The following is an 11,496-nucleotide window of genomic DNA, read 5'->3' as shown; positions in this document are numbered from 1 at the left end:
GTTTACTCCGTCTCAAAAAAACTCGCTACCATGCTCAGCGGCGGTGAAGACGGGACGAAAAAAGAGGTGGTATTGGTCGAGTATCCCAAAGAGGGATTATGGGTTCCCGCTTATTTGCTCAACCGTCATGAAAATATCTGTGTTGTCTTTATCCCGACTTCTCCGAATCCGACGAGCGGATATACGGTGCTAGTAGATGAAGCATTGATTAAAAAAACGACGCTTACCCTTCAGGAAGCTTCCTCTTTTATCATCAGTATGGGTGCTGATTTTTCTAAAAAAGAGGAAGTGTCGGCACTTATCCAAGAGTAAGAAATTGCTAAATGCACCATTTGGTGAGAAGGCAGTAGCTGATAAAAAAATACCCATTTTTCAGGTTAGCTAAGATATAATACAGAAATAAAACAAAAAAAAACGAGATTTATATGATTCGTAAATGCCTCTTCCCCGCTGCCGGATACGGTACCCGATTCCTCTTGATGACCAAAGCGATCCCAAAAGAGATGCTTCCTACTCTTCACCAAGCCTTTGATTCAGTACGGTGTCGAAGAGGCGATGGGTGACGGATATGTGCAAGCAACGGTAGAACTCTATAATAAGCAAAAAGGAATTTGACATGAAAGTATTATTACTAGCCGGCGGATTTGGAACAAGACTTAGTGAGGAAACAGATGTTCGCCCAAAACCAATGGTCGATATAGGGGGGAAACCGATTCTTTGGCATATTATGAAGATTTATTCACACTATGGGTTTAATGAGTTTGTTGTTTTGCTCGGATACAAAGGGTATTACATCAAAGAGTATTTTGCAAACTATTTTCTCCACCAGAGTGACGTAACAATCGATATGCAAACCGGAAAAATGGAAGTACTGAATAATTCCAGTGAACCGTGGAAAATCACCCTTCTCGATACTGGACTAAATAGCATGACCGGTGGGCGGATAAAAAGAGCACAACGAATAATCGGAAACGAGCCCTTTATGTTAACCTATGGTGATGGTGTCAGTGATATTAATATTGCTGATTTGGTAGCATTTCATAAATCACATGGAAAAGCGATGACTTTGACATCTCATTTACCAGATGGAAGATTCGGTGCATTGAATATTGATGAAGATAATAGAGTTCATGAATTCAAAGAAAAACCAAAAGGTGATGGTCATTGGATCAATGCAGGCTATTGTGTATGTGAGGCAAAAGTTTTCGACTATATTACCGAAGGTGACGAAACGATTTTCGAGCAGGCGCCACTTAAAAATCTTGCACTTGATGGAGAACTATACACCTACAAGCATGAAGGTTTTTGGTCGCCTATGGATAGCTTAAAAGATAAAAATGATCTTAATAAACTTTGGGAAAATGGAAACGCTCCATGGAAAGTATGGTAATGGATAATCTTTTTGGCGGTATTTACAAAGATAAAACAGTCCTAGTCACAGGTCATACAGGGTTCAAGGGATCATGGTTGGTATACTGGCTCAATCAAATGGGTGCAAATGTCATCGGCTATTCCCTAGAGGCTCCAAGCGAACCCAATCATATTGGACTTTTAAATCTTGATATTACCTCTATCATCGGAGATATTCGAGATTTAGAACTGTTGAATCAAACGTTTGCCATCCATAAACCGGATATCGTCTTTCATCTAGCTGCACAACCTCTCGTACGCCTATCCTACGAAAATCCTATCGAAACCTATGAGACAAATGTAATGGGAACATTAAAAGTGTTTGAAGCGTGTCGAGCACATAATGTCAAAGCGATTGTGAACATCACCAGCGATAAAGCGTATGAAAATCGTGAATGGGTATGGGGCTACCGTGAAAACGATCCTATGGGGGGATATGATCCCTACAGCTCTTCCAAGGGATGTGCTGATATTCTCGCCAACTCGTACCGAAGTTCTTATTTTAATCCCGCCGAATACCAAAAATCCCATAATACCCTGTTGGCATCGTGCCGTGCAGGTAATGTGATCGGTGGAGGGGATTGGGCAAAAGACCGTCTAATGACTGATATCATGCTCTCGGTCTCGTCAGCTAAAAAAGTGAGTATCCGCAATCCGAATGCTACTCGCCCGTGGCAGCATGTCCTTGAACCTCTCAGTGGTTATCTCGCTATCGGACAAAAACTCCTTGAAGAAAAAGTAGAATTCGCAGAAGCATGGAATTTCGGTCCCAGCGATGAGGGAAGTATCACCGTTGAAGAGGTCGTGAACCATGTCAAAACACATTGGGACAAAATCGACTATGAGATCACCCGTGATCCCCTCCATCTCCATGAAGCCAATCTATTAAAACTCGATTGTTCCAAAGCCCATATCCGTTTAAAATGGAAAGATGTTTGGGATAGCGAAACAACTTTTGAAAAAACAGTGCTGTGGTATAAAAACTTTTATGAAAATAATAGTACTACTACAACGGATGATTTGAAGCACTATGTTATGGATGCAAAAAAGAAAGAGTTGGAGTGGAGTTTGTAGTGCCAAATAAGATGATAATTCAGGCTGATTTTACAGAAGTTGTAGAGTATATTCATCAAGCAAGACAAAAGGCATATACTCAAATCAATACAACTCTTATTGAATTGTACTGGAATATTGGTCGAATTATCAGTCAAAAAGTTAAAAGTTCAAATTGGGGAAAAGGTGTGGTGAGTGAATTAGCCAGTTTTATCACTCAAAATGACTCTACTGTAAAAGGATTTAGCGATAAAAACCTTTGGCGGATGAAGCAGTTTTATGAAATTTATCATGATGATGAAAAACTCTCACCATTGGTGAGAGAATTGCCATGGACACATAACACTATTATTTTTTCAAGATCTAAAACTACAGAAGAAAGAGAATTTTATCTTCGACTAACAATAAAAGAAAAATATACAAAAAGAGAACTGGAAAGACAAATCGACACATCACTCTATGAACGAACTATTCTTGGTAATCAAAAACTCTCAGCAGTTCTGAGAGAATTGCACCCTATGATTGATAACACTTTTAAAGATAGCTATGTACTAGAGTTTTTGGGTTTACCGACACAACACAATGAAAGCCATCTTCAAAAAGCACTTATAGCAAATATGAAACAGTTTATTTTGGAACTTGGAGGAGACTTTATTTTTATAGGTGAAGAGTATCGTTTACAGGTTGGAAATAGTGATTTTTTTATTGATTTGCTTTTTTTCCACCGTGGGTTATCTGCACTTGTAGCATTTGAACTCAAAAGTGAAAAATTTAAGCCAGAACATCTCGGACAAATCAATTTTTATCTTGAAGCTCTTGATAGGGATGTCAAAAAACAACATGAAAACCCAAGTATTGGGGTGCTATTGTGTAGAGATAAGGATGATGAGGTTGTTGAATATGCCATGAGCAGACATCTTTCACCTACACTTGTATCCCATTATACGACAATGCTACCTGATAAAAAGATACTTCAGATAAAGCTTCATGAAATAACTGAGATATTGGAATCACAAAATGAGCAAGAATTTAATAATTTTAGAATGGAACAAAACAATGTGTGAAAAGAGTGTGAAATGGTATAAGTCGTATTATGAAAATGATAAAATATTTTTAACACATGAAGATTTAGAAAGTTATGTGGCTGATGCAAAAACTAAAGATATTGAGTGGTGCAGATAATCATGAGACTCACTGACAATGAAAGAGAACTTATCAAAAAAGCTTTTTTAGAAAACTTTCAAGATGGTAAGATATATCTTTTTGGAAGTCGAGTTGATGATACTGCGCGGGGTGGCGATATAGATTTATATCTTTGCCCCACGCAAAAATATGAAAACGAACGAGAGCTTAAAAGAAAGTTTTTGATAAAATTAGATGAATATATCGGGGAACAAAAAATAGATGCTGTGATGGCAAAAGATGAAAATAGGCTGATAGAGCAAGTAGCTCTTAGGGATGGGGTAGAACTATGAATGAACTTGAAGACAAACTCATTATGGTACTGTATGAATGCAATCAACACAAAAAGATGATAAATAATGCATATAATCATTTGCAAAAAAATTTGCCACTTGATAAAGAGAGGTATATAAAATTTTCTCTTGAACAAGTAGGATTTATAGACCAATTTTTGTTTCGATTTTCAAAACTTCAAGATAGCATGGGCGAAAAACTTTTTGCTACTACGCTTTTTCTTTTGGGTGAAGATTTTACAAAAAAACCATTCATAGATATGCTCAATCGTCTTGAAAAGCTAGAATTATTAGGCAGACAAGAGTGGATGGATTTGCGAACTATTAGAAATAATGTGGCTCATGAGTATAGTTTTAATGTTGATGAACTGACAGATAGTTTAAATGATATTTTCAAGGTTAAAGACAAACTTATATCCATTTATGACACTTTTTATGAGTATTGTAAAAGTAAGTTTGAGTTTGTTCAAAATAGTGAGGTGCTTAAATGAATCTTGAGAAAATGGTAATGTGGTATAAAAACTTTTATGAAAATGAGAGTGTTGATACAACAGATGATTTGAATCAGTATGTGATGGATGCGAAAAAGAAAAAACTTACGTGGTCTTCATTATGAATAAAAAATTACGAGTAGGTATTATTGGAACAGGGAATATTGGAACAGATTTATTGATTAAAATTCAGCGATCACAATATCTTGAATGCAGTATTTTTACTGGACGAAATCTTGCATCACCTGGAATGCGAATAGCAGCTTCTATGGGTATCCGTTTAAGTGACGAAGGTATAGACACTATTGTGAATGAACCTAATTTATGTGATATTGTTTTTGATGCAACATCTGCTAAAAGTCACTTGAGCCATGCACCCATACTTGATAAGCTTGGAAAATTTGTTATTGACATGACACCAGCTAAAATTGGAACTTTATGTGTGCCTGCTGTTAATTTGGAAGAAGCAGTAAAATCAAAAAATGTGAATATGATAACATGTGGCGGGCAAGCATCAATTCCTATAGCCTATGCAATTAGTAAAGTGCATCCAGAAATTGAATATATTGAAAGCGTTTCAACCATTTCATCTAGAAGTGCTGGTCCGGCTACAAGAATAAATATTGATGAGTACATAGAAACTACTGAAAAAGGATTAAGAATCTTTAGTGGTGTTAAAGAAGCAAAAGCAATGCTTAATTTAAATCCGGCAAATCCGGCAATAGACATGCAAACAACAGTCATGGCTGAAATAGATAACCCTAATCTAAAGCAAATATCAATAGAAGTCGAAAAAATAGCCCAGCAAATCCAACGATATGTACCTGGTTATCATATAGTAGTTTTACCTACATATGATAACCATCGCCTATTGGTAACAGTAAGAGTGCAAGGTCTTGGAGATTATTTACCAAAATTTGCAGGAAATCTTGATATTATCAATTGTGCTGCTATTGAAGTAGCAGAGCATTTTGCTCAAAAAAATTTAATAGGAGACAAGTAATGAATTCACAGATACTTTTATATGATGTAACATTACGCGACGGTTCTCATGCAATACGTCATCAGTTGACAAAAGAGCATATTATAGCATATGCTAAGATGGCAGATGAAGCTGGTGTTTCTGTTGTAGAAGTAGGACATGGAATTGGACTAGGTGCGTCATCATTACAGATTGGGAAAAGTCTTTTAAGCGATGAAGCAATGCTTTCCGTTACACGTGAATACTTGAATAAATCTTTACTAGGCATTCATGTTGTACCAGGATATGCTACTGCTAAAGACATATTAAAAGCAATCAATTGTGGTGTAGATGTAATTCGTATTGCAGCACAATGTACTGAAGCAGATACAACTGAGCAACATATTTCTTATGTTAGAGAAAAAGGACGCCGTGTTTATGGTGGTTTAATGATGGCACATATGCTTTCTCCGGAAATGCTTGTTCAAGAAGCTTTGAAAATGGAATCATATGGTGCTGAAGGAATCACAATTTTAGATTCTGCCGGATCTTTTTTACCAGAAGATGTAACGGAACGAATAAAACTTTTGACTGCTTCATTAAAAATACCGGTAGGGTTTCATGCACACAATAATTTGGGCATGGCCATTGCAAACTCACTTGCTGCTGTTAAAGCGGGAGCGCATATTATCGATGGTTCTATTTGTGGATTTGGCGGAGGTGCTGGAAATGCTAGTATAGAGCTTTTAGCAGCAGTTTTTGCATTGCAAGGATTTGATACCGGCGTAGACTTATATAAATTGCTAGATGCAGCAGATGCGGCTGAGGAACTTTTTAAAGTATTGCCTAAAATTACAAGTTCAAGTATTGTTAGTGGAATGAGTGGTGTAGTATCTGTGTTTTCAAAACCTGTAGCCAGAGCTGCAGAAATATATAATGTTAATCCACGAGATATTTATTTTGAACTTGGAAAACGTGGTGCAATAGCGGGTCAAGAAGATTTAATCATTGAAGTTGCTCAGCAACTAGCTACTAGTAAAAAGTAAAAACATGGAAAATTTAATTTTAGAAAACTTGTCTAAATCATTTCAAAATATTGTTCCTAAATTAGAGCAACTTAAAGGGTCGACAATCCTTATTACTGGTGGAACAGGTTTTGTTGGGAGCTGGATAGCAAGAGCTCTTGTATGGCTAAATGATGATTTTGATTTTGGCTGTAAAATAATACTTTTATCACGTGATCCTGAAAATCTTGAGCGAAGTGATCCAAAGTTGTATCGTCGAAGTGATATTACATATCTACGTTCAGATATTAGAAGCGTGCATAATCTTCCAAGTAATATTAATTATATTATTCATGCAGCTGCTAATCCGGATAATAGAGTACATATGTCTGATCCAGTAAATACTATGGACGTAATTGCTCTTGGAACGAAGGCGATTATGGATGCAGCAACAAGGTTGCCTGACATCAGAAATATCGTTCATATAAGTTCAGGACAAGTTTATGGAAAAGCACCGGACAACGGGGAATCCTTACGAGAAACAATCTTATACAACTTTTCCAAAAATGATATTACATCAGTTTATCCTGAAGCGAAAAGATATGCAGAGACAATTTGTTTAGCCTATAGAAGTTTATTTAAACTGCCTGTTTGTATTGTGAGGCCTTTTTCATTTATAGGACCTTATCAAAAACTTAACAAACCGTGGGCAATCAATACATTTTTACAAGAAGCTTTAAATAATCAGCCAATGCGTATCGTTGGCAATGGAAAGCCTCAACGCAGCTATCTATATGCATCTGATATGGCTGCATGGTTATTGGTGGTTTTAGCAGAAGGAAAAAGTGGAGATATATATAATTTAGGTTCATCAGAAGGGATTTCATTAAAAGAAGTGACTGAAAAAATCAATAAATTATTACCTCGTCCTGTAGACGTGATAGTTCAAAATTACAATAATGATGAATCAAAATTCATTCCAAATTTGGAACATATAATAAAAAAGTTTAGTCTTAAGATGGTTTTTGATTTTGATGAAGCGTTACAACAGACAATGCAATGGAATGTTAACAATTTACATAAAGAGGATAAATAATGGGATTGATAAGAGTAGCAGATTACATCGCAGATTTTTTATATAGCACATTGGGTATTAAAGATGTTTTCCTGGTAACAGGAGGGGGCGCAATGTTCTTAAATGATGGCATTGCTAAACACGAAAAGCTTAATGGCATTTTTAATCACCATGAACAAGCTTCTGCAATGGCAGCGGTTGCATATGCAAAATATAAAAACTCTTATTCTGTAGCTATGACGACAAGTGGTTGCGGTGCTACAAATGCAATTACTGGCTTACTGGATGCTTGGCAGGATAATACACCAGTGATATTTTTATCCGGACAAGTAAAAAGAAAAGAAACGTTACATAACTCACCCCTTTCATTACGTCAGCTAGGCGTTCAAGAAGCTGATATCATTCCTATTGTCAATTCTATCTCTAAATATTCTGTCATGGTAAATATTCCTGAAGAGATCGCGTATCATTTAGAAAAAGCGGCGTATTTAGCAAAAAATGGGCGACCTGGACCGGTTTGGATAGATGTTCCTCAAGATGTTCAAGGGGCAACAATAGACAGCTCTGCATTACGCCATTTTGAGCTATCTGAAATTAAAAATGATTTTAAAACGGTTACGGACATATCTGAATCAAATGCTGTTCTTGATCTGATAGGCAAAGCAAAACGCCCCATAATTATTGCAGGAAACGGCATAAGACTTGGTGATGCAATGGATGAGCTAAAAAAGTTTGCCAATACTTTTCAAATCCCAGTAACTACATCCTATTTAGGTATAGATTTAATAGCCAGTGATGATTCTTTGTATGTCGGAAGATTAGGGATTAAAGGCGATAGAGCAGGAAACTTTGCCGTACAGAATGCTGATCTTGTCATTGCATTGGGAACGCGTCTAGCAGTTGCTTTAACTGGATTTGAATATGCGTTGTTTGCAAGAGAAGCAAAGCTTATAGTAGTCGATATTGATCCGGTAGAACATCAAAAAAATACAGTTAAAATTGACTATTTTATAAATAGTGATGTAAAAAACTTTTTATATGAAGTTAATGCTCAAAATATTGCATCGTTTGATAGAAATGAATGGGTAAACAAATGTCAATATTGGCGTGATAACTGGCCCGTTGCATTAAAAGAATACGAAAAAAATCCAAAAATCAATATGTATACATTTATAGATCATGTAAATAAATTTTTAGGCTTTAAAACGGCTGTGGTTGCAGATGCTGGTTCTGCCTATTACGTAACAGCGCAAGCATTGAAAATCAAAGATCAGCAACGCTATATTACATCAGGTGCCCAAGCTGATATGGGTTTTACTCTTCCTGCCTCAATTGGTGTTTCGATTGCAAAAGAAAAAGGTGATGTCGTTGCTATAACCGGTGAAGGTTCCTTTCAGATGAACCTTCAAGAATTACAAACTATTGTACAAAACAAGTTACCAATAAAGTTGTTTATTTGGAATAACAATGGATATTTATCTATTCGCACTACACAAAAGAAGTTTTTTGAGGGACGTGTAATGGGGACGGAAGAAGCCACGGGAATTTCCTTTCCTGATGCAGAAAAAATTGCTTTTGCTTACAGTATTCCATTCTTTCGTGCTACAGAAGTCAATGAATTGGATGAGATATTGGATAAAGTTTTTGCGATAGAAGGACCGGTTTTATGTGAAATTATATGTCCCGAAGATCAAGAAGTTATTCCAACGGTTTCTTCTGCAAAGCGTTCCGATGGAAGTATGGTTTCAAAACCGATTGAAGATATGTACCCCTTTTTGGATCGAGATGAATTTCGTGAGCAAATGATCATTAAGCCAATAGATGAATAAAATGAAAATCCTCATCATCGGTGCTAACGGATTTATCGGCAAACATTTACGCGAGCATTTGTTAAAAAATTGCACCTACACATTGTTGACACCAAGTAGTAAAGAGTTAGAGGTATTGGCGTGAATGTAGAGATATTAAGTCAAAAAAACTATAATGAACTTATTGTTCAAATAGGTAGTTTACTTGCTCTTGGTAGGGAAAAAGCAGCTTTCAGTATTAATACTATTTTAGTTCAGACTTACTGGCAGATAGGTCGGTATATTGTAGAGTTTGAGCAAAATGGAAATGAAAAAGCTGAGTATGGAGCACAACTTTTTGAAAGGCTTTCTCGTGATTTGACAATAATTTACGGAAAAGGTTTTGGAAGGTCGAATTTACTTTATATGAGAAAGCTTTATTTGACATTTTCAAAAAGTGGGACAGTGTCCCACAAATTGACTTGGAGTCATTATTACGAGATACTCAAATCTGATTCAGAACTAGAAATAAGCTTTTATGTGAAGCAAACAGAAAAGGAAAAATGGAGTGTTCGGGAGTTAAAACGACAAATGAAAAGTATGTTATTTCATCGTTTGGCACTTAGTACAGATAAAGAGGGTGTGTTGAAATTGGCTAGTAATGGTCATGAAGTAGAACAGCCTGAGGATTTGATAAAAGACTCTTTTGTGCTAGAGTTTCTAAATATCCCTGAACAACATCATTATCTTGAAAGTGATTTGGAAGAGAAGCTTATTTCGAATCTGCAACAATTTTTACTTGAACTTGGAAAAGGATTCGCATTTATTGGCAGACAATATCGTATGAGTATTGGTGGAAAGCATTTTAAAGTTGATTTGCTTTTTTATCATCGAATCCTCAAATGCTTTGTGTTGATAGACCTTAAACGAGGTGAAATAGACCATCAAGATATTGGACAAATGAATCTCTATCTTAATTATTTCAAAAAAGAAGAAGCTACGGAAGGCGACAATGAACCTGTTGGAATTATCTTAGGCGCATACAAAAATCATATTTTGGTAGAATATGCGACTGAAAGTATCACTAACAAAATACTTCTTGCAAAATATCAATTGTATTTACCAAACAAAACACAACTTGAAAAAGCTTTAAAGAAAATAATAGAGGAAGAATAAAAATGAAAATCCTCATCATCGGTGCTAACGGGTTTATTGGCAAACATCTACGCGAGTATTTTACAAAAAACAGCACCTACACACTGTTGACACCAGATAGTAAAACACTAAATATTATCGATGAAACCAGTGTTGATAATTATCTTCATGCCACACAACCCGATATTATCATCAATTGTGCCAATCGTGGAGGTGGACGGGACAGTGGCAATGAAAATATTGTTCACGAAAACCTAAGGATGTTTTTTAATATCGTCAAGCACTCTGATAAAGTGTCGAAGATTATTCATTTCGGCAGCGGTGCAGAATACAGCAAGCATAAGTCGATTGTGGATGCCAAAGAAGAGGATGCAGACATTGCCATACCTCTGGATGAATACGGGTTTTACAAATCTGTCTGCTCGAAAGTTATTGAAAAAAGTGACAATAATCTCAATTTGAGAATTTTCGGCTGTTATGGTGAATATGAGAACTATGAATTCAAATTTATCTCAAATGCCATTGTCAAAAATCTTTTGCATTTGCCAATAACAATCAATAAGAATGTCTTTTTCGATTATATTTATGTGGATGATTTAGTAAAAATCGTCGGTCATTTTTTAGATCATGAGTGCAAACATAACGTTTATAATCTGACAACAGGCAAAAAAATTGATTTGATCACATTGGCTAACCTAATCAATGAGACAAGTGATTTCACCTCTGAGATCAAAGTCATCAATGATGGGCTAAACAATGAATATACATCTAAAAACAGCCGATTGATTAATGAAATCAATACATTTGAGTTTACCTCTCATCGCACAGCGATTATAGAGATGCGTAACTATTATGCCTCTATTTTGGATACGATCGACAGAGAAAAAATCGAAGCAGACCCATATTTAAAACTTTGCACTACATTTTGGAATAAACAAGAGGAGAAAGAATGACCCCCGCAGAACAATTAAAAAATGAGATATTACAAAAGACCAAAGAGTATTACGAATTGGTACACAAACCGACACAAGAGAAAGAGTTCGTATCGGGCAAAAGCCGTGTAAACTATGCAGGGCGTGTATTCG

14 protein-coding genes and 1 pseudogene are annotated in these 11,496 nt (G+C 36.1%); all 15 read left to right on the top strand.

All coding sequences use genetic code 11. From position 1 onward, the window contains the following. The coding region (locus WA010_RS02520) for a DUF502 domain-containing protein (RefSeq protein WP_422555604.1) at window positions 1–312 on the top strand (312 nt) is incomplete at its 5' end. Between the two features lie 113 nt (window positions 313–425). Further along, window positions 426–585 (top strand): annotated as a pseudogene (locus tag WA010_RS02515) (sugar phosphate nucleotidyltransferase); the annotation flags it as partial. A gap of 31 nt (window positions 586–616) precedes the next feature. Continuing rightward, a complete protein-coding gene (gene rfbF / locus WA010_RS02510) occupies window positions 617–1,390 on the top strand; it encodes a glucose-1-phosphate cytidylyltransferase (RefSeq protein ID WP_422555603.1) in 774 nt (257 codons plus the stop codon). Then, window positions 1,375–2,484: a CDP-glucose 4,6-dehydratase gene (gene rfbG / locus WA010_RS02505; RefSeq protein WP_422555602.1), complete on the top strand. Its 1,110-nt coding sequence runs from the start codon at window positions 1,375–1,377 to the stop codon at window positions 2,482–2,484. The genes rfbF and rfbG overlap by 16 nt, the downstream gene beginning before the upstream one ends. Beyond that, a complete protein-coding gene (locus WA010_RS02500) occupies window positions 2,472–3,527 on the top strand; it encodes a PDDEXK nuclease domain-containing protein (RefSeq protein WP_422555601.1) in 1,056 nt (351 codons plus the stop codon). The genes rfbG and WA010_RS02500 overlap by 13 nt, the downstream gene beginning before the upstream one ends. Window positions 3,528–3,647: 120 nt before the next feature. Then, complete coding sequence (locus tag WA010_RS02495) at window positions 3,648–3,938, top strand: nucleotidyltransferase domain-containing protein (RefSeq protein WP_422555600.1); 291 nt, start codon at window positions 3,648–3,650, stop codon at window positions 3,936–3,938. Next, window positions 3,935–4,429, top strand: a complete 495-nt coding sequence (locus WA010_RS02490) for a hypothetical protein (RefSeq protein ID WP_422555599.1) — start codon at window positions 3,935–3,937, stop codon at window positions 4,427–4,429. The genes WA010_RS02495 and WA010_RS02490 overlap by 4 nt, the downstream gene beginning before the upstream one ends. Further along, complete coding sequence (locus WA010_RS02485; protein ID WP_422555598.1) at window positions 4,426–4,554, top strand: hypothetical protein; 129 nt, start codon at window positions 4,426–4,428, stop codon at window positions 4,552–4,554. Before WA010_RS02490 ends, WA010_RS02485 begins: the two co-directional genes overlap by 4 nt. Beyond that, window positions 4,551–5,432: an acetaldehyde dehydrogenase (acetylating) gene (locus WA010_RS02480; RefSeq protein WP_422555597.1), complete on the top strand. Its 882-nt coding sequence runs from the start codon at window positions 4,551–4,553 to the stop codon at window positions 5,430–5,432. The genes WA010_RS02485 and WA010_RS02480 overlap by 4 nt, the downstream gene beginning before the upstream one ends. Next, window positions 5,432–6,436, top strand: coding sequence for a 4-hydroxy-2-oxovalerate aldolase (gene dmpG, locus WA010_RS02475; RefSeq protein ID WP_422555596.1), 1,005 nt, complete (start codon window positions 5,432–5,434; stop codon window positions 6,434–6,436). Before WA010_RS02480 ends, dmpG begins: the two co-directional genes overlap by 1 nt. 4 nt (window positions 6,437–6,440) lie before the next feature. Further along, the gene (locus WA010_RS02470; protein WP_422555595.1) at window positions 6,441–7,490 is read left to right on the top strand and encodes an NAD-dependent epimerase/dehydratase family protein; all 1,050 of its coding nucleotides are present in this window, start codon (window positions 6,441–6,443) and stop codon (window positions 7,488–7,490) included. Beyond that, window positions 7,490–9,298: a thiamine pyrophosphate-binding protein gene (locus WA010_RS02465; RefSeq protein ID WP_422555594.1), complete on the top strand. Its 1,809-nt coding sequence runs from the start codon at window positions 7,490–7,492 to the stop codon at window positions 9,296–9,298. The genes WA010_RS02470 and WA010_RS02465 overlap by 1 nt, the downstream gene beginning before the upstream one ends. After that, window positions 9,291–9,422 carry an NAD-dependent epimerase/dehydratase family protein gene (locus tag WA010_RS02460; protein ID WP_422555593.1) on the top strand — a complete coding sequence of 44 codons (132 nt, stop codon included), beginning with the start codon at window positions 9,291–9,293 and terminating at the stop codon, window positions 9,420–9,422. The genes WA010_RS02465 and WA010_RS02460 overlap by 8 nt, the downstream gene beginning before the upstream one ends. Beyond that, window positions 9,419–10,432, top strand: a complete 1,014-nt coding sequence (locus WA010_RS02455; protein WP_422555592.1) for a PDDEXK nuclease domain-containing protein — start codon at window positions 9,419–9,421, stop codon at window positions 10,430–10,432. Before WA010_RS02460 ends, WA010_RS02455 begins: the two co-directional genes overlap by 4 nt. A gap of 2 nt (window positions 10,433–10,434) precedes the next feature. Further along, the gene (locus WA010_RS02450) at window positions 10,435–11,364 is read left to right on the top strand and encodes an NAD-dependent epimerase/dehydratase family protein (protein ID WP_422555591.1); all 930 of its coding nucleotides are present in this window, start codon (window positions 10,435–10,437) and stop codon (window positions 11,362–11,364) included. The last annotated feature ends 132 nt before the right edge of the window (window positions 11,365–11,496 follow it).

The sequence above is a fragment of the Sulfuricurvum sp. genome (assembly GCF_049305995.1).
Taxonomy (GTDB): domain Bacteria; phylum Campylobacterota; class Campylobacteria; order Campylobacterales; family Sulfurimonadaceae; genus Sulfuricurvum.
This window is presented reverse-complemented; position numbering and strand designations above follow the sequence as displayed.

Bases quoted from the DNA above. Each gene is read 5' to 3' on its own strand.
- WA010_RS02460 (WP_422555593.1), top strand. From the start codon at position 9,291: ATGAATAAAATGAAAATCCTCATCATCGGTGCTAACGGATTTATCGGC.
- WA010_RS02490 (WP_422555599.1), top strand. From the start codon at position 3,935: ATGAATGAACTTGAAGACAAACTCATTATGGTACTGTATGAATGCAAT.
- WA010_RS02485 (WP_422555598.1), top strand. From the start codon at position 4,426: ATGAATCTTGAGAAAATGGTAATGTGGTATAAAAACTTTTATGAAAAT.
- WA010_RS02450 (WP_422555591.1), top strand. From the start codon at position 10,435: ATGAAAATCCTCATCATCGGTGCTAACGGGTTTATTGGCAAACATCTA.
- rfbF (WP_422555603.1), top strand. From the start codon at position 617: ATGAAAGTATTATTACTAGCCGGCGGATTTGGAACAAGACTTAGTGAG.
- WA010_RS02495 (WP_422555600.1), top strand. From the start codon at position 3,648: ATGAGACTCACTGACAATGAAAGAGAACTTATCAAAAAAGCTTTTTTA.
- WA010_RS02470 (WP_422555595.1), top strand. From the start codon at position 6,441: ATGGAAAATTTAATTTTAGAAAACTTGTCTAAATCATTTCAAAATATT.
- WA010_RS02465 (WP_422555594.1), top strand. From the start codon at position 7,490: ATGGGATTGATAAGAGTAGCAGATTACATCGCAGATTTTTTATATAGC.
- dmpG (WP_422555596.1), top strand. From the start codon at position 5,432: ATGAATTCACAGATACTTTTATATGATGTAACATTACGCGACGGTTCT.
- WA010_RS02480 (WP_422555597.1), top strand. From the start codon at position 4,551: ATGAATAAAAAATTACGAGTAGGTATTATTGGAACAGGGAATATTGGA.
- rfbG (WP_422555602.1), top strand. From the start codon at position 1,375: ATGGAAAGTATGGTAATGGATAATCTTTTTGGCGGTATTTACAAAGAT.